Here is a 19,896-nt window from a genome sequence, read left to right as displayed (position 1 = left end):
GGCGAGCCCCGGCGAGGGCGAGCCGCCCCGCCCCCGGCCACCGGCCGGACCGGTGACCGCCGCCCGGGACCGCCCCGCGCCCGGGCGGCCGCGGGGCGGCGGGCCGCACCGGCGACGGCCGGAGCGCCCCGTGCCCGTCCCCGCCCCGCGCACCCCGTGCCCGTCCCCGCCCGCACCTCACAGCAGCCGGTGCTCGCGGGCCCGGCGTACCGCGTCATTGCGCCGGTTGACGGCGAGCTTCCGGTAGACGCTCTTGAGGTGCGTCTTGACGGTGTTCACCGACACGTGCAGGTCGGCGGCGATGTCCTCCGTCGACATCATCTCGGCCAGCCGGCGCAGCACGTCCTGCTCACGTCCGCTCAGCTCCTCCAGGACCGGCGGCGGGGCATGGTCCCCCGCCCGGGACCGGCCGCCGTTCGGTGCGGGCCCGGGCCTGAGCCAGCCTTCGGTCAGCTCCCGCAACAGCACCGACGCCAGCAGCGGCCGGATCCATGGACCCGCCTCCAGGAACGGACGCCGCAGCCCCTCGCGGCGGGCCTCGCGCAGCGCCTGGGCCAGCACCCGGTGGGCCGTCGCCCGGTCGCCGTCCCGGTCCGCCGCCTGGGCCCGCACCAGCATGGCCGGGACGGCCAGCCCGGGGCCCGCGCGGCCGGCCGGCGGGAGGACGTCGAGCAGGTCGTCCACCGCCACGGACTCACCGAGGGCGAGCCGGGTCCGCGCGAGCTCCACCGCGCAGGCCGGCTGATCGTCCGGCGCCGCACGCAGCAGCCGGGCGGCCTCCTCCGGCCGGCCCTCCGCCAGGTGCGCGGCCGAGGCGACGAGCGCGGTGCCCCCCTCCGCCCAGGGCGAGGCGACATCGGCCGGTACCTCCTGTGCCGCCGCCTCGAGCGCGGCGCGCGGGTCGCCGCCGGCCAGGAGCAGCCGCCCCGTGGTGATCGCCCGGCCCGCCTCCGTCACCGGGTCCCGCGGCCCGCCCCTGGAGCCGCTCATCGCGTCGAGGAGGAGCCGCGCCCGGCCCAGCTCGTTGCGGTCGACGGCCACGGCCGCCAGCACCAGCCGCCCGATGTCGGACCCGGCGGCCCCCGACGGGGCGAGCCGCTCCGGGGCGGTCACGGCCGCCAGCGCCTTGCGTTCCGCCTTGCCGAGCCAGCCGTCGAGGTAGTCGATCAGCGCCAGGCTGCCCATCGAGTCCTCCCGCGGCAGTGCCGTCGCGGCCCCGCCCGGCACGCCGGCCGCCCGGGACAGCGCGGCCCGCGCGTCCCCGAAGCGCCCGGCCCACAGCCACGCCAGCCCCACATGGGTCAGCAGCAGGGCCGTCAGCTCCGGATGCTTGTCCAGCAGGTGGGCCGGGACCTCGTGCCTGAGCTTCCGGGCCGCCTCCGCGGCCGCCTCCGCCCTCCCCGGCGAACCGGTGGCCCGCGCGGCCAGCGCCTCCAGCAGGGCACAGCTCAGCCGGGCCGCCGACTCGTCGGAGGGCGCCGCGCCCAAGCCCTCCTCCGCGTGGCGCAAGTGGTCCAGCCCCCGGTCGACGTCCGGCCCCGACAGCTCCCGGGCCGCCCGTACGAGCTCGGTGGCGGGGCTCGTGGCCCCGGCGTCCATGCGGGAGAAGAGCGCGGCCAGGTCCCCGGAGCGCAGACCGGTGAAGAGCCGGCCGATGGCGAGGTCGTCCACCAGGGCCCCGGCGGTGAATTCCCAGTCGCCCGCGGCAGCACCGTGCCCCAGCGTCTCCTCCAGGGCGCCGGCCTCCCGCAGCCATCGCGCGGCCCGCCGGTGGAGCTCCGGTTCGAGGCCGGGGGAGCGCAACCGCAGGTGGGCGCGCAGAATCTCGCCGAACAGGGGGTGCAGGCGATACCAGCCCTGCCCCAGGTGCTCGACGAAGGCGTTCTCCCGGTGCAGCTCCACCAGGAGGGCCTCGCCGTCGTCGCGTCCCGTCAGCGCGTTCGCCAGCTCGGTGCGGAAGCGATCCAGGACACTGACCCTCAGCAGAAGGTCCTGCTTCTCGGGGCTCTGCCGCTTGAGCACCTCTGCCAGCAGGTAGTCCGCCACGGTGGAGTGGCCGGCCTCGAACTCCCGCAGGTAGGCCTCCGGATCCGGGCTCTCGGCCGCGGCCAGGGCGCACAGGCGCAGACTGGCGGCCCACCCCCGGGTGCGCTCCACCAGGGCGCGCGCCGCGTCCGGTGGCAGCCGCACACCGTGCAGCTCCAGCAGCGCGGCCGCCTCCTCGGGCGTGAAAGCGAGTTCGGCGCCCCTGATCTCGGTGATCTCGCCGGCCGCCCGGTACCGGTGCAGGGGCAGGAGCGGCTCGGTGCGCGTCACCAGGACCAGGCGCATGCCCCGCCCCGCGTGGTGCAGCACGAACTCCAGTTGCCGGGCGAACTCCGGGTCGGTGACGTGGTCGAACTCGTCGAGCACCACGACGACGGGCGGGTCGAGCGTGCTCAGCCGGGCGGCGAGCCGCACGAGCAGGCCGGGCTCCACCCGGTGCGCGTCCGTCGGCGAGCCGATGTCCGCCGGCAGCGGCACACCGGCGAGGTCCAGCGCGTGGAGGAGGTACGCCCACAGCACCCCGGGGCCCTGTTCCGCGCCGTCGGTGGTGAACCAGGCGACGGGTTCGTCCCGTCCCGCGGCCCATTGCGCGACCAGCAGGGTCTTTCCCGCACCGGCGGCCCCGTTGACCATGGTCAGGGGGGTGCCGGCCGCCTGGTCGAGGTGCCGGACCAGCCGCGCGCGCGGCAGGAACGTCGTCGGGAGCGTCGGGACGGCGAACCGGGTGAGCAGGAACGGCTCACCCTGGGGATCGGCGTACGGCGAGGCCGGGCCCTCACCGCTCTCCCCGGGCACGGCCATGGCGGTCACCACCACCGTTCGTCTGGCTCCGGCAACGCTCCTGCTCCCACCATCCCAGTGATCGCGTACGTGTGCACGTCACACCCTTCGGCCCCGGCCCCGCCGGAAGCCCCGGGGCCGGGGGCAACAGCTTCCGGTCCCCGCCCCGCTGGTACCGTTCGGCCTTCGTAGCAACGATCATGGGAGGAGCGGCTGAGGTGCGGGAAGTGACGCCCCACACGGTCGGCGGGGAGCGCATGGCCCGGGCGCTCGAGGACATCGGCCGACGGGCCTACGGCCACTGGCACGGAATGCAGTACGGCGGCTTCTCCATGGACCTGCTGGAGGCCATGCGGGACGACCTCCTGGACCACGCCGCCGCCCGGCTCGCGGAGGACCCGCCGGGGGACCCCGCCCCGGACGACGACGGGCGGACGGCCACGGTGCTGCGGACCGCGGCGGAGTGCTCCCTGGGGCTGCTGAGCATCGGCTGTTTCCCCGACGGCGATCAGGAGATCCTCCTCCCGCTGGTCGGCGAGCGGCTCAGCAGCGAGGACAAGACGTTCGCCGACGTCGTCGACGAGGCACCCACGGCGAGGACCTGGCTGGACGCGTTCGCCCTGTGCGTGGTCAGCGGGCTGGTGTGGGACTGGCGGCGCGTCATCGGCGGGCTGCTGCGGGAGGACTACGCGCCCGCGATCCGTGACGGCGTGCCGTACTCGCCCTTCGCCTCCGCCTCGCGGCCGTCCGACCTCGCCGAGATGGACGCGCTGTGCGCCTATCTGACCCCGTCGGCCGGGCACCTGCCCCGGGACTGGCCCACCGTGACCCTGTGCAAGCCCGACCCGGCCGAGCGCGCGGCCGCGGCCGCCGGTCTGGAGGCGGCCGGCCCGCTGACGCCGGACCAGCGCCTGCTGCGGGTACTCCTCGACGACGACCGGGCGGCCTTCGAACAGGCCCTCGCCGCCCGGCTCGTCGAGCACCGGGACGGCGTGGGCGCCGATCCCGCCCCCAGGACCCTGCTGCCGCTGGGCACCCTCGCCGTGGCCGCCCTCGCGGTGCAGGCGCACGGCTGGGAACCGGCCCTCCGGTCCGGCTACCTCCCCCGGCTCCTGCTCGGTTCCCCCGACGCACCCGCCCGCGCGGCGGCGGCCGGCGGGAACGACCTGGGCGGCTGGGCCGCGCGGTAGTCCGCTCCTCCGCCCCGCGCACCCATGACCCCGCCCGTGCCGCGCGGGCGCGTCCTCAGCGGAGCTGTTCGGCCAGGCCCACGACGACGCCCTCGGGGCCGCGTACGTAACAGAGCCGGTACACGTCCTCGTACCGCTCCACGCCCCCGATACCCCCCATGGATCGGAGGACGGCTCCCAGCCACCCCCCGACGGTGGTTCAGCGGCGCCGGCCGGTGCGCAAGGAGCTGCCGATGCCCGCGACGTGCAGGGCGAGCAGCATCAGCCCCAGCAGCATGACATTGCCCGAGGAGAACACGTCGTTGGTGGTGATGTCGGTGGTGTTGATCAGGAAGGCGATGAAGAACAGAACGGCGGCGACTATGCCCAGCATGTGACGACTCCCTTGACCTGAGGTGTGCGCACGCTTCCCGTGCAACGGTCCATGTGCCCCCACCTCCCGCCCGCAGACCTGCCGGGACCCGGCCGGTGTCATCCGTACGCCGAGGGCGTCGGAGTGCCCCGCGGCGGCCTTCGGGGCAGGGGAGACGCAACCCGCCCGCCCGGCCGCCGAACGCCGAAAACCCGTGGAGCGGCGCCGCCGTTCACCGCTACCGTGCTGCCGCCACCCGGTCGCCGAGCCAAGGACACACCGTTGTACACCCTGTGAGACCTCCCGAGCGCTGAACCGTCGCGCGCCGCGCCTCTGCGCCGCGCCCCTTTTTGCTGCGGATTTCTCACTGGAACCGGTGTATTCCTGTGCTCACCACCTGGGTGGTCATGCCCACCTGCCTGCCGCTCGTCCTCCGCCGTTGCCGCACCTGCGCCTCCGAGCGCTTCCGGGCGAACGGCAAGTTCCGGGTCAACGCCCACCACAAGCTCCTCGACGCCTGGCTCCTCGTGCTCTGCACCACCTGCGGGGAGACCGCCAAGCTCGCGGTCCTGGAGCGGATGAACGTGCGTTCCGTACGCCCCGGTCTGCTGGACCGGCTGCACCGCAACGATCCCGTCCTGGCGGCCGAACTGCTCCAGGATCCGGTCGTACGGCGCCGCAACCGCATCGCCCTCGACTGGCACGGCGCCTGGCGCCTCGACACCGGCGGACCGGCTCGACCGGACCGTGAGGTGATCGACGTCGCGGTCCGCTTCGCGGCGCCGGTCCCCGTGCGGCCGGCGCGCCTGATCGCGGAAGGCCTCGGTCTGTCCCGGGCCGAGGTCGGGAGGCTGGTCACGGAGGGGAAGCTCGTCTCGGCCGTACGGCTGGACGGCAGGCTCTCCGGCGACTTCACCTTCACGCTCAAGCGCTGAGCCCGCCGCTGTCGTTGCCGTTCCTAGGAGTCCTAGGATATACCTAGGGCCCCTAGGAACATGGGAGGGCGCATGGCACGGGCAGGGCTGACGGCGGATCGAGTGACCCTCGCCGCCGCCGAGTTGGCGGACGAGATCGGGCTCGACCAGGTGACCATGTCGCAGGTCGCGCGGCGGCTCGGCGTGAAGGACGCGAGCCTCTACACGCACGTACGTGGCCTGGAAGACCTGCGCGGACGGATCGCGCTGCTGGCGGCGGACGAGAAGACCATCCGTATCGCGGAGGCGACCTCAGGCCGGGCGGGCAAGGACGCACTGGTCGCGTACGCCGACGCGTGGCGGCGGTACGCCCACGAGCACCCGGGCCGCTACACGGCCACCCAGGCCCCGGTCCGGATCGATCCCGGCCTCGCCGCGACGGCGCCCGGACCACGGCGCGCCGTCGAACTGACCTACGGCATGCTGCGCGGCTACGGACTGACCGAGCCCGACCTCACCGACGCGGTCCGGCTGCTGCGCAGCACGTTCCACGGTTTCGTCGCCCTGGAGGCGGCGGGCGGTTTCGCCCACGCGCGCTCGCCCGAGGACTCCTGGGTCCGCGCCCTCGACGCCCTCCACACGCTCCTGGAGCACTGGCCACCGTCCCGAGAAGGAGACCCCTCATGACCGCCCCGACCACCGGCAGCCTGCGCGTGAACGGTGCGACACTCCACTACGAAGTACGCGGCCGGGGCCCCGTCCTGCTGCTGGTCCCCGGCGGGTCCGGCGGCGCGGCCTCCTTCGATCCCCTCGCGGACGAGCTGGCCGCCGAGTACACCGTCGCGACCTACGACCCGCGCGGCATGTCCCGCAGCACGCTGGACGACCCCGAGGCCGAGCAGCGGGTGGCCGAGCACGCCGACGACGCGCTCCGGCTGCTCGACCTGCTGTCACCCGGCGAGCCGGCCCGGGTGTTCGGCGCCAGCTCCGGCGCGATCGCCGCGCTGCACCTGCTCACCGCCCACCCCGAACGCGTCGAACGCCTGGTGGCCCACGAGCCGCCGGCGGTGGAGGTGCTGCCGGACGCGGCCGCACACCGCGCACTCGTCGCCCGCGTCCAGGAGACCTTCCGGACCCAGGGGCTCATGCCGGCGATGGCCGTGTTCGCCGCGGGCCTGAAGAAGGACGGTGACCGCACCGCGCCGGAGGCGGAGGTCCGACTTCCGCCGCAGGCGGCCGCACGGGCCGAGCGGACGATGGCGAACCTGCCGTACTTCGTCGGCCGCATCGTGCCGGCCTTCATGTCCTACGCCCCGGACACCGAACGCCTGGCGGCACTGTCGGACCGGCTCGTCCTGGCCTGCGGCCGGGACTCACGCGGCGAGCTGCCCTACCGCCCGGCCGCCTTCCTGGCCGAGCGCCTGGGCCTGGAACTCCGCCACTTCCCCGGCGGGCACACCGGGTCGACCACGCATCCCGCCGAGTTCGGCGAGGCACTGCGGAAGGCCCTGCGCGCCTAGGGAGGGTCCGCGCGCTTCCAGGCGTCCGGCGCGGCGGGTCCCCGGCCATGGCCCCGGTCATGGCCCGGGCCATGGTCCCGGCTATGGCCCGGACTTCGGGGCGGGCGCGCGATCGGTGAGCATGCGGCCGACCACCGCGCCCAGATGGATGACCACCCCCACCGCCACCAGCCAGGAGATGATGATCATGACGACGCCGACGGGGCCGTACCGCTGTTCGTTCGCCACGATGGACGCCGAGAAGTACCGCGCCGAGAACACGCCCAGGCCCGTCCAGCACACACTGGTGACCAGCGCGGCGGGCAGGAGGGCACGCCACCGCACCGCGCCGGACAGAAGCACCCAGACGGTGCCCCACCAGAAGGCGACCGCCCACACCCACCCCGCCAGGCTCCTCAGCGGCAGCCCTCCCACCACCCGGCCCAGCGCGCTCTGGACCGCGGTGAAGGCCAGGAGGAACACGAGCCAGACCACCTGGATCGTGACGTCGTGCCAGCCCCGCCGGGAGACGTCGAACAGCGTCTGGTACCAGCTCTGAAGGGTGCCTGCCACGGCCATGGCCCCCAGGGCCATGAGGAAGCCGCTCACCACCGTCACGGTGTCCGACCCGGGCCCGGGCACGAACAGCGACGCCACCGCCTCCGCCGCTTCCTGGTTCAGCCCCAGCCACCGAACGACGACCGTCGTGGTGTCGCGCCCCGTCGCCTCGGTGAGCACGATGAGCATCGGGAAGAAGCACAACAGGGCGAGCGCGGCGAGCTGGAGCGCGTGGTTGAAGAAGTCGGCCTCCGTGAGCCGGCCCCACAGGCTGCCCCACAGCCTGCCCGGCCCGCTCTCACCAAGGCGCCGGGCCTGCCGCGACGCCCACTGCCAAGGCCGCGGCGGGCCTTCCCGCTTCCGGCGCGCTTCGCCTCCCATGGAGGCATTGATACCGGCGCGTTCCCTCCTTGTCGCGCCGCCGTGCCGTGGGTCACCACCGGGTGAGCCCGCCCGTAAGGGCACGGCCGGCACGGCAGCGGGTCCGCCACCGGCCCGGCTCCCGCGCCAGGCGCTCTAACCGTCGGCGGGGGCGTGCGGGTTCACCCGGTAGGTCAGTTCGTAACGCGCCCCGGCGTCGTCGAAACGGGCCACCTGGAAGCCGGCGCCCGCGAGTGACGTGACCAGCCGCACCGATCCGATGACGTCCTCGACGCTCCCGTCCTCGTTGGGCCGGACGGCCACCTCGACCGTCGCCGGGCCGGGCAGGGGCCGTGTGACGTCCAGGGACCAGGTCTCGCCCTGCTCCATCTCCCGCCGGGCGACCTGTTCGCCGTTCCACCGCAGCGTCACGACGTCGAGCTCCGGCACGCCGGGGATGTTGTGGTTCGAGCGCGGTGACTCGCAGAAGATCCAGCTGAGGACCCCGTCGGCCGGGGCGGGGGCCGGACCGGGGTCGGGTACGTCGTCGATCCGCCGGACCTTGTAGGTCAGCTCGTACTGGGCCCCGGCCTCGTCGAAACGGACCTCGTGGAAGTCGGTGGCGGAGAGGCCCGTGCCCACGTCGGCCTCGCTCAGCCGCACCGACCCGATGACGTCCTCGACGCTCCCGTCCTCGTTGGGCCGGACCACCACCTCGACCGTCGCCGGGGCCGGCAGGGGCCGTGTGACGTCCAGGGTCCAGGTCTGTCCCGTTTCCATCTCCCGCTGCGCGACGACCTGGCCGTTCCACCGCAGGGTGACGACATCGAGTTCCGGTACCCCGGGGACGTTGTGGTTCGAACGGGGCGACTGGCAGAAGATCCAGCTGAGGATTCCCTCGTAGGACGGCATGGGCGTGCGCCTCCGGGCTCGACGGCGGGTCCCGAACACCGTCCGCCCTCGAGCCACGCCCCGCCACCGGGCCTCCGCCATCCGGAGCCGGTTCAAGAAGATCACCGGCGTCCGCGTCCCTCGCGGTTCCGGTACGCCGGCCGTGGCCGTGGCCGTGGCCGTTGGCGTGGGCGTGGGCGTGGGCGTGGGCGTGGGCGGGGCCGTATGGCCGTGGCCGTGAGCGCGGGCGCGGCCAGTAGGCTCTGGTCGCGGCGGAGGCCCGCGAGCCGCCGCCCAAGGCCTGCCGACGGCCGGCGAACCGCCGCACCAGGGGCCGTTCCGGGAGGGGAAACGCGATGATCGCTGTGGAGTACGGCTATGAGGTGCTGCCCGGAGTGGCGGGGGACACCCCGGGCGTCGAGGAGGTCCTGCGGCGGCGTGAACGCGGCATCCGGTGGGGCCTTTTCGCGCTGACCGCCGAAGTGCTGCTGTCGGTGGCGGTCCTCGCCCTGGCGGGCCCCGGATCCGCCCCCGGCTTGGTCACCGCCGCCTGCATGGTCCCCGTCATCGCGGTCACGGCCGGCCTGACGCTGCTGTGGCAGCGGGCGCGGCGCCGGGAGCGGCTGGTCATGTCCACCTACGGCTGGCAGGTCTGGCCCGTGCGGACACAGGACGTCCGGGTGGTCGCCGCCGAGGGGGAGCGGGCCCAGGGCCGCCGCTGGGGTACGGACGGCCGGGTGGTGCTGCTCCAGCCGGACGGCCAGAGCCACTGCTCGTTCCCCGTGCCCGCGGACGGCTGGGACGGCCCCCGGCCGAGCGGGCCCCGCCCGGCGGACCGGGTGTGGTTCGCCGGCGACACCCGGTTCGGCGGCATGGTCGCCGAACCGGGCGGGCTGCCCTTCCGCTACGTCGTCCGCTCCACGCCGGGCAAGCGCCGTGGCACCGGGCCGGAGGACGAACTGGCCCGCCGCGCCGGCCTGATGCCCCGGAGCCGGCGGCGGTAGGCATTCCCTGCGCTCCTCAGCCGGCTGTCGGGTACGAGAAGACACTGGGCCGGGCGAGCTGCTCCGCGGCCCGGCCGGCGCGGTGACCGGTCCCCCCGGCGTGGACAGCGGGGGACAACGGCACACGGACCTGCCGCGTTTCCGGCCGTACACGCACGGGCCGCGCCACCCGTGTCGCACGTCCCCCGACGAAGCGTCAACCTACCAGCCGGTAAAGGTCGGTGCGGCCGTGGGCCGCATCCGCTTTACGCGCCCGCCGGTTCGTGATCGGCTGCACACCCGTAGGACGTGGACGGCCTCTGGGGAGGGGCCGAGGAGGGGGGAGCGTGCCGATGAGCACGACCACACGGGAAGCGGCGGGACGGTGTCCCCGGTGCGGAGCCGCGGTCCACGGCGACGGACGGTTCGTCGTCTGGTGCGCCGCGTGCGACTGGAACGTCGACCCGGCGCCGCCGGACGAGGACCGGGGGAGGCCGGCGAGGGTACGGCGTGCCCTGGCCCGCCGCCATGGCGAGCACCTGCTCGCCGAGACGACCGACGGCGGAGCACCGGGCCCGAGGCGTGACCCGGCCGCGCTCGCCGCCTACGCGATCGCCCTGCTCGTGCACGGCGTCACGGTCGTGCTGGCGGTGGGCGGGACGTGGTTCCTCGTGACGGGGTGGGGTCGCCCCCTGATGGCGGTGGGCCTGTTCCTCCTGGCGCTGGCGTGGACGCTCCGGCCCAGGCCGCACCGCCCGCCCGAGGACGGCACGCCGATCCTGGCGCGGGCGGACGCCCCGGAGCTGTACGCGCTGATCGACGAGGTCGCCGGCGTCGTGGGAACCCGGGGCGCGGACCTGGTCGTGGTGGACGCCGGCGTCAACGCGAGTGTGACGACCTGCGGCGTGCGCGGCCGGCGACTGCTGACCCTGGGGCTGCCGCTCTGGGAGATCCTCACGCCCCAGCAGCGGATCGCCCTGCTGGGGCACGAGTTCGGCCACTACAGCAACGGGGACGCGCGGCACGGCCGGGTGCTCGCGACCGCGTACCGCTCCCTGACCACCTGGCGCTACTACTTCGCCCCCGCGCCGGACCCGTCCCTCCTCGACCTGCTCGTCAACCTGCTCTCCCTGCCGCCCCGCGCGGTGGTCCACGGTGTGCTCGCACTGCTGGACCAGCTGACCCTCCGGGCCACCCGGCGCGCGGAATACCTCGCCGACTCCGCGGCCGCGCGTGCCGGTTCCACCGAGGCCGCCGTCGGGCTGATGGACCGGCTCCTCGTAGCCGACTCGGCCATGACGACACTGCGGCGCGAGGGCAACGCGGCCCAGGTCGTCCGGCGCGGCACCGAGGCCGGGGACCGGGCCGACGGGTTGTGGGAACGCCTCGTCGCGGACACGGAGTCCATCCCGGAGGGTGAGTACGAGCGGCAGCGCCGCGTCGGCGCGCTGCGCGGACACAGCGTCGACTCGACCCACCCACCGACGCACCTGCGGCGCGCCCGTCTCCTTTCGGCGACGCCCGTCCCCGCGGCGGTGGCCATGACGGGCGGCCGGGCGCGCGCGATCGCCGCCGAGCTCGCCGCGACCCGCCGCACGGTGGCGCGGCACATCGTCCGGCACGGGTTCCCGGGCTGAGTCGCTCCGGAGCCGGCCCGCCCCCTCGACGCGGGGGAGGGCCGGCGGAGGTCACGCCGTCGGGCAGGTGCCCCCGCCCGCCCCGCGCGTCGCACCGGCCCAGGGCCATGGCCACGTTCCCGACCCCGGCTCCGGGCCCGGCTCCGGTTCCGGGCCCGACCCCGGCTCCGCGCCCGACCCCGGCTCCGGTTCAGGTCCTGGTTCCGGCTCCGGTTGCGGGGCCGGCTTGGGGCTGCCGCTGCCCGCGCGCGCCTCGTCCAGGAGGGCGCGGGCCTTGGCCTCGGCCTGGTCGTACCGCTCCGGGTAGGCCGACCGCTGCACGCCCTGGGCGACCTGGCCGGCGGTCCACTCGGGGTGGTCGTTGTCGGTCCTGACCGCCCGGGTGAAGAAGGAGTGGGAGGCGTGCGTCACGTCCATGCACTGTTCACGGGTGCCCCAGCCCTGGCTGGGGCGCTGCTGGAAGACCCCGACCGAGTCGAGGTGGCCGCAGGGCAGGTTGTTCATGTGCGACTCGACCCACCCGGCCTCGAACGCGGCGAGCATGACCTTGTCGTTGACGCCCAGTTCGACACCCACCCGGTGGACGATTGCGATGACGTCGGGGTCGTGGCCGGGAGGGACAGCGCAGGCCGCCGTGCTCGCCAGCTCGGTGGCGGGGACGTGGTCCCCGACGGGCGGCGGCTCCCTCGTCTCCGCCCGGGCGAGCTGCTGCCGGCCGCCCAGCGCCCACGCGGCCGCCGTCAGTCCCCCCGCTCGTACGAAACTGCGTCTGGACACCATGGGCGACACTCCTGTTCCGGCCGGTTCCGAGGGCTCCGGGCCACAGGGTCACACCTCGCCACCCGTCCTCGTGTCCGTGTGAGGACGTGTCGCCGGAGCCCGCCCGAACGCCACGGCGGGGACGGCCGGCGCCGTGGGCCGGAGGCAGGCCGGGGTCCGCCGGTCACTCCACGCCGGCGAAGGGCCAGGACTCGATGTCGCGGTAGCGGATCGGCGCGGGGCCGCGGCCGTAGTTGCTGCCGACGAGGTGCAGGCGTCCGGCCGGCCACGTACGGCCGGTGAAGGAGGACAGCGTCGCCGCGGCGCCGAGGATGCCGGACGTGTCGTCACGGCGGGCGCGGGCGAGCGTCAGGTGCGGGTTCAGCGGGCGGTCCATGAAGGCGATGCCCTGGTCCCGGACCAGGGTGCGCACCTCCGAGGCGAGCAGCCGCAGTCCGTCGAGGTCGCCGCCGATGCCGCTCCACAGCACCCGTTCGTCGAAGTGCCCGCTGCCCCGCAGGGACAGCTCCAGGGGGCGGCGCCGCGCGGCCAGGTCCGCGAGCGGCGGCCGCAGCAGCGACACGGTCGGTCCCGGCACCTCGCCCAGGAACGCCAGGGTGATGTGCCAGTCCTCGATGCGGTTCCACCGCATGCGCGGGTGGGCGTCCTGGGCGGGCCGCAACGCTCGCGCCAGCTCCTCCTTGGCGTCGTCGGGCGGGGCGAGGGCTATGAAGACACGGACGGTCGTGGTCGCGGCCTCGATCCGTTCCCGCTGCCGTTCCTGTTGTTGTTCCTGTTCCTGTTCCTGCATGAAGGACTTCGTACACCACCGGCCCCGGCGACCGCTGTCCGCCCCCGGCCGGCGTGGTCGCCGGGCCGCCGGCGGGGCACTCGTCGCGGTCGTCGCCACCCTCGGGATGGCCGTGCCGACCTCGGCGTCGACCGAATTTGTCGTTGTTGGCGCTGCCTACGTCGGAGCTGGACGAGGGGCCAGTCCCGGAGTTCCGCCGTCCGCACCAGGTGCCGGCGTCGATCGTTGCCCGCAGGAGGCCCCGCAAGGCTCACGGGCGGTGCCAGGGTGACGCGGACGTCATGGGACGTCGTAGGTCAGGTGCGTCGCGTTCGGTGTCCGGACGACGCCCCGCTGCACCAGTGTGCGCGGCATCCCGCCGGTGAACAGGGGCGTTCCGCCGCCCAGTACGACGGGCGCGAGGTGCAGCGTCAGCGTGTCGACCAGCCCGGCGTCGAGCGCGGAACCGATCGTGGCGCCGCCGCCCATGAGGACGACGTCGAGGTCGCGGCCACCGGCGGCCGAGGCGGCCTCGGCGCGCTCCCGCGCCGCCGCGACGGCGTCGGCCGGGCCGGTCGTGACGAACGTCCAGTCGAGGCCGGTCAGCCGCACCGACTCGGGCGGGGAGCTCGTCACGACGACGAACGCGGGCCTGCCGGCCTCGCCGGCGCCGTAGCCGATCTCGTCGTTCCAGCCGTTCACCCCGTCCACCTGGTCGAAAAGCCGGCGGCCGAGGACGACGGCGCCCGAGCGTGCGGTCCCCTCGCGCAGGATTCGGCACTCGTCGGGGTCGTCGGAGAAGGCCCAGGTGTGCAGGGCGCCACCGCCGGTGCCCAGGCCGTTCTCCGGGCCCGGGTCGGGACCGGTGACGAAGCCGTCCAGCGAGATCGAGATGTCGGCGATGATACGAGTCATAACAGGGCAGACCGTACCGGCCGCCCGAACTCATCGCGCCCGTCGGCACGCGTCCGTACGCCGATGACGCCCCACGCCGGTGCCGGCGGTAGCGCCGGCGGCACCCCGTGCCACTGACCGGCGTGGCACCAGCGGCGTCAGGCCGTGTGCTTGTGCATCACGTCGAGGTAGTGCCGGTCCGGGTGCGGTACGTCGGCGTCCCGTCGCGGCAGGCCGAACACCGCGCACACGTCCGCCGGCCGGGTCACGATGCTCGACTGGTCGCCGAAGGTGAGGTCGCTGTTGACCGCGTGGCGGCAGCCCGCGCCGTCCAGGGCGGCGATCAGCTCCTCACGGCCGCGAGAAGTCGACGAGTACGTCCATCAGGGTCACGCCGGTGACAGTGCCACCTTCTCGTGCCGGCGCGCACCCCGATATCGACCCCTGTACCGATCCCGCTGCCGCTGCCGCTGCCGCTGCCGACGGCACGCGGACCGGCGCCGCGAGCCAACCGGCACCGCACGCCCGGGACTTCGGTGGCACCGCGACGGCCGGGGGCGGCCGCCACCGGTCCGGCCGACCGGTGGATCATGTCCAGGTGAAGACGTCCCGCCGCAGTCTGCTGTCGGCCCTCGCCGCCGCCGCCACCGTTCCGGTCTCCGCCATGGCCTCCGCACCGGCGGCCCGGGCCGCCGGGGGAACACCCGCCGCTCCGCCTCCCCCCGCGCTGCCCCCAGCCGGCCTCGGGGCTCCGCCGTCGTCCGTGACCGTGGCGCCCCTGGACGCTTCCTGGTTCACCCACGTCACACTGGCGTCCCCGCTCACCGCCACCGTCCTGCCGGGCGCCCCGGCGCGCACCGAGGTCACCTCCGGAGGCCGCCGGATCGCGCTCCTCACCCACGGCGCCCGCACCGTGATCGTGCCCGGTCCGCGGCGCACGTTCCGGGAGGACAAGCAACCGTTCGCCGAGGACTTCGACCGGACGCTGCCCGACCCGGCCGCGAACCCCCTCACCCGCCCCCGCTGGGGCAACTCGCCCGGCGGCGGCACCTGGGACACTGAAGGCCCCGACGACGGCGACTTCTCCGTCACGCCCGGACGCGGGCTCATCAGGCTCACCACCGACAACGCGAGCCGCTACGCGACCCTCAAGGACGGCGGGATCACCGACGTCGACGTCACGGCGGTCGCGGGGTTCGACAAGGTGCCGACCGGGGACGCCTGCTCGTACGCCATCGTCTTCGGCCATACCGCACCCGGCGACCACCAGCGGGCCCGGCTCTCCTTCCTCACCACGGGCGCCGTCGAGCTGCGGATCGAGAAGGTGAGCGGCGGCACCGCCACTCCGCTCGCGCCGGCCGTCACCCTCGCCACCGGTGCCCCCGCCGGCACCGCCTGGGGCCTGCGGGTCCGGCGGGAAGGGACGCTCGTCCGGGTCAAGGCGTGGCGCGCGTCCGCCGCGCAACCGGCCGACTGGACGGTCACCGTCACCGAGAGCCCTCTCGGCAAGGGGCGGATCGGCCTGCGCGCCCTGGCCAACAAGGGCTGCACCGGTCTGCCCGTCACGCTCACCGTCACGGGCTTCCAGGTCACCGCCGCCACATGGGCCGAACCGCCGAGCGTCACCCACGACGCCTGGGTGCGCGTCCTCCCGCAGCCCTTCGACGGCACGTGGACCCCGGCCCTGGAGCAGACCGTACGCGGCTGGACCGGCTCCCTCGCCCCGGACGTCCTGGCGTACGCGGCCATGTTCCTGCCGGGTGCGCCCGAGGTGCTCAGCGGTGCGGGGCCGGCCGCCGGCAGAAAGGTCCTCGGCAAGGCCACGTACAGCCGCGCCGACGCCCGCGGAGAGCGCGACACGGGAGCCGACTTCCACGAGTACATGGGCATCGACTGGGCCTTCCCCACCGGGCTCAAGGCGGCGGAGGCCCGCTACGAGGGGTCGCTCGACTGCTCCGGCTACACCCGCATGGTGTACGGCTACCACATGGGCGTGCCGCTGGCCGGGATGGACGACACCTCGCCCGCCCGGCTGCCGCGCACCTCGGCGCAGATGGCCGCCCGGGCCCCCGGCGTCCGCCTGGCGCGCACCACCGGGGCCACGCCGGAAGTCGTCGCGCTGCTCCAGCCGGGCGATCTGCTGTTCTGGGACGCCGACGGGGACGGCGAGGTGGACCACGTCGGCATCCACGTCGGTACCGACGCGCTGGGCCGGCCACGTTTCGTCTCCAGCCGCAAGACCGTCAACGGCCCCACCATGGCCGACGTCGCCGGAGCCTCGCTGCTCAGCGGGGGCGGCACGTACGACACCGGTCTCCGCGCGGTCCACCGCCTCTGACGGCCGGACGGATTCGCCGACGAGGCGTGCGGCGGCAACCCTTTCGTTCCCGGTGGCGACCATACGTCGATCCTCCCCTCTCCACGGAACGGAAGAAGCACATGAGTTCGACCCGCCGCACCACCCGTCACCGCAGGCCCCGAAGGGTCCTGGCCATCGGCGTGCCGCTGGCGCTGGCCGCCTCAGGGGTCCTGGCGTACGGGTCCGTGTTCGGACTGGGCGACGAGGAGAAGGCCGCCGCAGCGGGCGCTCCGGCCTGGGCGACCGCCGGCGCCGACGGGTTCGCCTCCGTCGACGCGCTCGGCCAGAACGGTACGTACGGCGGACGCGGCGGCAGGACCGTCACCGTCAGGACCCTCGCCGACCTCGAGCGGTACGCGACCGCCCCGGAGCCGTACGTCATCGTCGTCGCCGGCACGATCACCATGGCCCCCGTCGGCAAGGAGATCGCCGTCGCGTCCCACAAGACGATCATCGGCTCCGGCACCCTGGGGCACATCGTCGGCGGCGGGTTCTTCCTCGGCCGGGGCGTGCACAACGTGATCATCCGGAACCTGACGATCAGGGACTCCTACCAGGGCGTGTGGAACGACAAGGAGCACGACTTCGACGCCATCCAGATGGACGGCGCCCATCACGTCTGGATCGACCACAACGACCTGCGGCACACCGCCGACGGACTGATCGACGTCCGCAAGGACAGCACGTACGTGACGGTGTCCTGGAACCGGATGAGCAACGCCAACAAGGCCTTCGGCATCGGATGGACCCCGAACGTCGTCACCGACATCACGATCCACCACAACTGGATCCGCGAGACGGAGCAACGCAACCCGTCCACGGACAACGCCGCCCACGCCCACCTCTACAACAACCTCATGGAGGACGTGCCGGGCACCCGCATCACATCCTCCTACGGCAACTACGCGCGCGGGAAGACACGCATGCTGCTGGAGAACTCCGTCTTCCAGGGCATGAACAACCCCGCCATCAGGGACAGCGGCGCCGTCCTCGTGCAGCGCGGCAACGTCTTCACCGGCACGAGGGGACGCAACGAGAACGGCGGCGGTGCGGCCTTCGACCCGAAGGGGTTTTACGACTACCGCCCGGACGCCGCCGCCGACGTACCGGGGCGGGTGAAGTCCGGGGCCGGTCCGCGGAGTTCTCTCGGTACCCCGGCCGCGACCGGTGGTGCCGCCGTGACCGGTGGTGCCGCCGTGACCGGCGGTGCCGGTACGGCCACCGGTGCCGCGGCGGCCGCCGCCCCCACGACCCTCACCGTCGCCAAGGACGGCAGCGGCCGGTACAGGACGGTCCAGGCGGCCGTGAACGCCGTGCCCGCCGGCAACCGCTCCCGCGTGATCATCTCCGTGAAGCCGGGCACGTACCGCGAGACGGTGGACGTCCCGGCGAACAAGCCGCACGTCACCATCCAGGGCTCGGGCGCGAGCCGCAAGGACACCGTCATCGTGTACGGCAACGCGGCCGGCATGCGCAAGCCGGACGGTTCGGGTACGTACGGCACCCCGGGCAGCGCCACGGTCGCCGTCCGGTCGGACGACTCCCAGGTCCGCAACCTCACCGTCTCCAACGACTTCGACGAGGCGGCGCACCAGTCCCTGAAGGACCACCAGGCGGTCGCCCTGCTCACGACCGCGGACCGGATCGTGCTGGACGGCCTCATCGTCACCGGCGACCAGGACACCCTGGAACTGGAGACCCCGGCCAAGGACAAGCCCGGGCGTGTCTACGTCACCAACTCCTACGTGATCGGCAACGTCGACTTCATCTTCGGTCGCGCCACCGCCGTCATCGACCGGTCCGTCATCACCCTCAAGAAGCGGTGGAACGGCACCTCGGCCGGCTACATCACCGCCCCGAGCACCCCGGCGGGCCGCAACGGCATCCTCATCAACCGCTGCACGGTCGATGGTGATGTCGCCCCGTCCTCCTTCCACCTCGGCCGGAACTGGCACCCCGGCGGCGACAAGACGGCCGACCCCCAGGCCACCGTCCGCAACTCGAAGCTCAGCGCCGCGATCAAGCGCGCTCCCTGGACCGACATGGGCGGCTTCTCCTGGAAGGACGACCGCTTCGCCGAGTACCTGAACACCGGACCGGGCGCCGGTCCGAAGAGCACCGCCCGGCCCCACCTCACCGACGCCCGGGCCGCGTCCCATGAGGTCGCCGACTGGCTGGGCGACTGGACCCCCTGACCCGGTGACGGCTGCCGAGCAGCCACGGACGGCCGGGGGCGGCACACGGTGGCGTCCCCGGCCGACGCGTCGCTGAGCGCCGCTAAAGGTGCCTCCGTACGGAGAACTCGTTGCCGTCCGGGTCGAGCAGCAGCACCCGGTCGCCGCCCCCCTCACCGGCGCCGGTGCGCGTCGCGCCGAGCGAGACCAGGCGCTCGACCTCGCCCTCCCCGTCGGTGCCGGCGGGGACCACCAGCTCCAGGTACAGCCTGTTCGTTCCCGTCTTCGGCGCGACCGGGGGGCCACCCCACGTGATCTTCGTACCGCCGTCCGGCGACTGGATCGCGGTCTCCTGGTCCTGGTCCCAGACCAGCGGCCACTTCAGCGCCTCGCTCCAGAAGTACCCGACCTCCTGCGTGCCGTCGCACGCCAGCGCCCCGATGACGCCGGTGCCGGCGAGGAAGTCGTTGCCGGCCTCGATCACGCAGAACTCGTTGCCGTCCGGGTCGGCGAGCACCACGTGCTCGTCCTCGGGGAGCTGGCCGATGTCGATGTGCTGTGCGCCGAGTTCCAGCGCCCTGGCCACCGTCCGTCGCTGGTCCTCCGGGGACGTGCTGGTCAGGTCGAAGTGCGCGCGGTTCTGGCCGGTCTTCGGTTCCCGGCCGGGCAGGAAGCGCAGACGGAACCCGGCGGGCTCCGGGGGCAGGACGCAGACGTCGTCGTCCGGCCCCTCGACCGCCTTCCAGCCCAGTACCCCGGACCAGAAGCGCGCCAGGTCCGCCGGCCGGGTCGCGTTGTAGCAGATCGCGAACAGTTGACTCGTCATGTCCCGTGCTTCTCCGATCGACCGCGCTCGATGCGGCGCCCGCGGCCGCGGGCGCAGCCTAGGGGCGGCCATACGACGCCCGCACCCGAATTACGGCTCCAGTTCGAGGGTGTCGCCGAGTCGTACGCTTCCCGGCCGTGCGACCGTCGCCAGCGCGTCCAGCCGCATGTCGTGTGCCCGCGCGATGGCTCGCAGCACCAAGGGGGAGTGCGGTAGGTCCTGCTGGGCCTCGTTGGTCATCACGCACCGCTCGCTGGAGCGCTCGAACCGCAGGCGGAGGGTGTCGCCGATGCGGGCGGTACGGCCGAACCACTTGTCCTCCACGAAGGCGGGCGTGCCGGGCGGTGTACGCACCAGCAGGTTCGGCCGGAACCGGCGCTCGTCGACGGGCACACCGGGCACGGCGGCGCGGACCCAGTCCAGGGTGGCCGTGGTCAGGAGACTGAGCGGGAGCTGGTCGACGTGCGAGACCGTGTCCTCACGTGCCACGATCGTCCCGAGCACCGCGCCCATGTCCCTGCCTCCCGTGCAGCTCTCGTCCGTTGCCTTGCGCGGCGACCCGCGCTCCGGATCCGACGGGATCACGAGCGGCTGGCCGACGCCCACGCGGCCGGGTCTTCGCCGGCACGCGGGGCATCACCCTCCTCCCCGGCGCCGCGGTACTCGCGTAGCGCTCCCCGCCGGCCATGGGGGCTCGACGGACGGCTGAGCGCTGCCGGGCGGGCCGGTGGGGCGCGCCCGGGAGCGCTAGGTCGTGTCCGCAAAGTCTCGCCTGGCCCGCGGTGTCCCGCACGCGCGCTCGCGGCGTTGTCGTCGGTCGCCATGGTCCCCCGTAGCCCTTCGGGCACGGGAGGTGCCCCCACCGCCATGACTCCCTCCTCCGC

Annotated in this window: 17 protein-coding genes; 8 read left to right on the top strand and 9 right to left on the bottom strand. The window is 74.1% G+C overall.

The genetic code is table 11. The features are described from left to right. Window positions 1–177 precede the first annotated feature (177 nt). Window positions 178–2,847 carry a LuxR C-terminal-related transcriptional regulator gene (locus ACF068_RS28325; RefSeq protein ID WP_392277131.1) on the bottom strand — a complete coding sequence of 890 codons (2,670 nt, stop codon included), beginning with the start codon at window positions 2,845–2,847 and terminating at the stop codon, window positions 178–180. 197 nt (window positions 2,848–3,044) lie between these two features. On the opposite strand from ACF068_RS28325, the gene ACF068_RS28320 reads away from it, so the two are divergent. Then, on the top strand, window positions 3,045–4,016 hold the full coding sequence (locus ACF068_RS28320) for an immunity 49 family protein (protein ID WP_392277130.1): 972 nt from the start codon (window positions 3,045–3,047) through the stop codon (window positions 4,014–4,016). 199 nt (window positions 4,017–4,215) lie between these two features. Here ACF068_RS28320 and ACF068_RS28315 read toward each other — a convergent pair whose 3' ends face one another. Further along, window positions 4,216–4,389, bottom strand: a complete 174-nt coding sequence (locus ACF068_RS28315) for a hypothetical protein (RefSeq protein ID WP_392277129.1) — start codon at window positions 4,387–4,389, stop codon at window positions 4,216–4,218. Between the two features lie 365 nt (window positions 4,390–4,754). Here ACF068_RS28315 and ACF068_RS28310 point away from each other — a divergent pair, with 365 nt between their 5' ends. The 3 genes from ACF068_RS28310 to ACF068_RS28300 all read left to right on the top strand — a co-directional run bounded on the left by ACF068_RS28310 (window position 4,755) and on the right by ACF068_RS28300 (window position 6,802). Further along, window positions 4,755–5,303, top strand: coding sequence for a DUF1062 domain-containing protein (locus ACF068_RS28310; RefSeq protein ID WP_392277128.1), 549 nt, complete (start codon window positions 4,755–4,757; stop codon window positions 5,301–5,303). A 72-nt stretch (window positions 5,304–5,375) separates the two neighbouring features. Further along, window positions 5,376–5,969, top strand: a complete 594-nt coding sequence (locus ACF068_RS28305; protein WP_392277127.1) for a TetR/AcrR family transcriptional regulator — start codon at window positions 5,376–5,378, stop codon at window positions 5,967–5,969. Next, entirely contained in the window at window positions 5,966–6,802 is an 837-nt protein-coding gene (locus tag ACF068_RS28300) for an alpha/beta fold hydrolase (RefSeq protein WP_392277126.1), read from the top strand. Before ACF068_RS28305 ends, ACF068_RS28300 begins: the two co-directional genes overlap by 4 nt. A gap of 81 nt (window positions 6,803–6,883) precedes the next feature. On the opposite strand, the gene ACF068_RS28295 is transcribed toward ACF068_RS28300, so the two are convergent. Both ACF068_RS28295 and ACF068_RS28290 read right to left on the bottom strand, forming a co-directional pair. Continuing rightward, window positions 6,884–7,720, bottom strand: a complete 837-nt coding sequence (locus tag ACF068_RS28295; protein WP_392277125.1) for a YhjD/YihY/BrkB family envelope integrity protein — start codon at window positions 7,718–7,720, stop codon at window positions 6,884–6,886. A 135-nt stretch (window positions 7,721–7,855) separates the two neighbouring features. After that, window positions 7,856–8,611 (bottom strand): hypothetical protein, encoded by a 756-nt coding sequence (locus ACF068_RS28290; protein ID WP_392277124.1) that lies wholly within the window; start codon window positions 8,609–8,611, stop codon window positions 7,856–7,858. Between the two features lie 335 nt (window positions 8,612–8,946). Between ACF068_RS28290 and ACF068_RS28285 the strand changes: the two genes are divergently transcribed. Together ACF068_RS28285 and ACF068_RS28280 are read left to right on the top strand one after the other, a co-directional pair. Next, a complete protein-coding gene (locus ACF068_RS28285) occupies window positions 8,947–9,594 on the top strand; it encodes a hypothetical protein (protein WP_392277123.1) in 648 nt (215 codons plus the stop codon). Window positions 9,595–9,926: 332 nt separating this feature from the next. After that, window positions 9,927–11,210: a M48 family metallopeptidase gene (locus tag ACF068_RS28280; protein ID WP_392277122.1), complete on the top strand. Its 1,284-nt coding sequence runs from the start codon at window positions 9,927–9,929 to the stop codon at window positions 11,208–11,210. 51 nt (window positions 11,211–11,261) lie between these two features. Here the strand turns inward: ACF068_RS28280 and ACF068_RS28275 are convergent, their stop codons facing one another. The 3 genes from ACF068_RS28275 to ACF068_RS28265 all read right to left on the bottom strand — a co-directional run bounded on the left by ACF068_RS28275 (window position 11,262) and on the right by ACF068_RS28265 (window position 13,674). Continuing rightward, a complete protein-coding gene (locus ACF068_RS28275; RefSeq protein WP_392277121.1) occupies window positions 11,262–11,990 on the bottom strand; it encodes a hypothetical protein in 729 nt (242 codons plus the stop codon). A gap of 163 nt (window positions 11,991–12,153) precedes the next feature. Beyond that, window positions 12,154–12,780 (bottom strand): RNA 2',3'-cyclic phosphodiesterase, encoded by a 627-nt coding sequence (thpR, locus tag ACF068_RS28270; protein ID WP_392277120.1) that lies wholly within the window; start codon window positions 12,778–12,780, stop codon window positions 12,154–12,156. Window positions 12,781–13,059: 279 nt separating this feature from the next. Continuing rightward, complete coding sequence (locus ACF068_RS28265) at window positions 13,060–13,674, bottom strand: dihydrofolate reductase family protein (RefSeq protein WP_392277119.1); 615 nt, start codon at window positions 13,672–13,674, stop codon at window positions 13,060–13,062. A 577-nt stretch (window positions 13,675–14,251) separates the two neighbouring features. Here ACF068_RS28265 and ACF068_RS28260 point away from each other — a divergent pair. Both ACF068_RS28260 and ACF068_RS28255 read left to right on the top strand, forming a co-directional pair. Then, a complete protein-coding gene (locus ACF068_RS28260; protein WP_392277118.1) occupies window positions 14,252–15,991 on the top strand; it encodes an NlpC/P60 family protein in 1,740 nt (579 codons plus the stop codon). 101 nt (window positions 15,992–16,092) lie between these two features. After that, window positions 16,093–18,207, top strand: a complete 2,115-nt coding sequence (locus tag ACF068_RS28255; protein ID WP_392277117.1) for a pectinesterase family protein — start codon at window positions 16,093–16,095, stop codon at window positions 18,205–18,207. Between the two features lie 82 nt (window positions 18,208–18,289). On the opposite strand, the gene ACF068_RS28250 is transcribed toward ACF068_RS28255, so the two are convergent. Then, window positions 18,290–19,012, bottom strand: a complete 723-nt coding sequence (locus tag ACF068_RS28250; protein WP_392277116.1) for a VOC family protein — start codon at window positions 19,010–19,012, stop codon at window positions 18,290–18,292. 90 nt (window positions 19,013–19,102) lie between these two features. After that, the gene (locus tag ACF068_RS28245) at window positions 19,103–19,525 is read right to left on the bottom strand and encodes an MOSC domain-containing protein (RefSeq protein ID WP_392277115.1); all 423 of its coding nucleotides are present in this window, start codon (window positions 19,523–19,525) and stop codon (window positions 19,103–19,105) included. Window positions 19,526–19,896: the final 371 nt, after the last annotated feature.

Source organism: Streptomyces sp. NPDC016309 (assembly GCF_043077235.1).
Lineage (GTDB): Bacteria > Actinomycetota > Actinomycetes > Streptomycetales > Streptomycetaceae > Streptomyces.
The sequence above is the reverse complement of the archived record's forward strand: the minus strand, read 5'-3'. Positions and strand labels throughout refer to the sequence as shown.

Excerpts from the sequence above, each read along its gene's own strand:
- ACF068_RS28325 (WP_392277131.1), bottom strand. The coding sequence starts at position 2,847 with ATGGCCGTGCCCGGGGAGAGCGGTGAGGGCCCGGCCTCGCCGTACGCC.
- ACF068_RS28315 (WP_392277129.1), bottom strand. The coding sequence starts at position 4,389 with ATGCTGGGCATAGTCGCCGCCGTTCTGTTCTTCATCGCCTTCCTGATC.
- ACF068_RS28305 (WP_392277127.1), top strand. The coding sequence starts at position 5,376 with ATGGCACGGGCAGGGCTGACGGCGGATCGAGTGACCCTCGCCGCCGCC.
- ACF068_RS28300 (WP_392277126.1), top strand. The coding sequence starts at position 5,966 with ATGACCGCCCCGACCACCGGCAGCCTGCGCGTGAACGGTGCGACACTC.
- ACF068_RS28295 (WP_392277125.1), bottom strand. The coding sequence starts at position 7,720 with ATGGGAGGCGAAGCGCGCCGGAAGCGGGAAGGCCCGCCGCGGCCTTGG.
- ACF068_RS28290 (WP_392277124.1), bottom strand. The coding sequence starts at position 8,611 with ATGCCGTCCTACGAGGGAATCCTCAGCTGGATCTTCTGCCAGTCGCCC.
- ACF068_RS28285 (WP_392277123.1), top strand. The coding sequence starts at position 8,947 with ATGATCGCTGTGGAGTACGGCTATGAGGTGCTGCCCGGAGTGGCGGGG.
- ACF068_RS28280 (WP_392277122.1), top strand. The coding sequence starts at position 9,927 with ATGAGCACGACCACACGGGAAGCGGCGGGACGGTGTCCCCGGTGCGGA.
- ACF068_RS28275 (WP_392277121.1), bottom strand. The coding sequence starts at position 11,990 with ATGGTGTCCAGACGCAGTTTCGTACGAGCGGGGGGACTGACGGCGGCC.
- thpR (WP_392277120.1), bottom strand. The coding sequence starts at position 12,780 with ATGCAGGAACAGGAACAGGAACAACAACAGGAACGGCAGCGGGAACGG.
- ACF068_RS28265 (WP_392277119.1), bottom strand. The coding sequence starts at position 13,674 with ATGACTCGTATCATCGCCGACATCTCGATCTCGCTGGACGGCTTCGTC.
- ACF068_RS28255 (WP_392277117.1), top strand. The coding sequence starts at position 16,093 with ATGAGTTCGACCCGCCGCACCACCCGTCACCGCAGGCCCCGAAGGGTC.
- ACF068_RS28250 (WP_392277116.1), bottom strand. The coding sequence starts at position 19,012 with ATGACGAGTCAACTGTTCGCGATCTGCTACAACGCGACCCGGCCGGCG.
- ACF068_RS28245 (WP_392277115.1), bottom strand. The coding sequence starts at position 19,525 with ATGGGCGCGGTGCTCGGGACGATCGTGGCACGTGAGGACACGGTCTCG.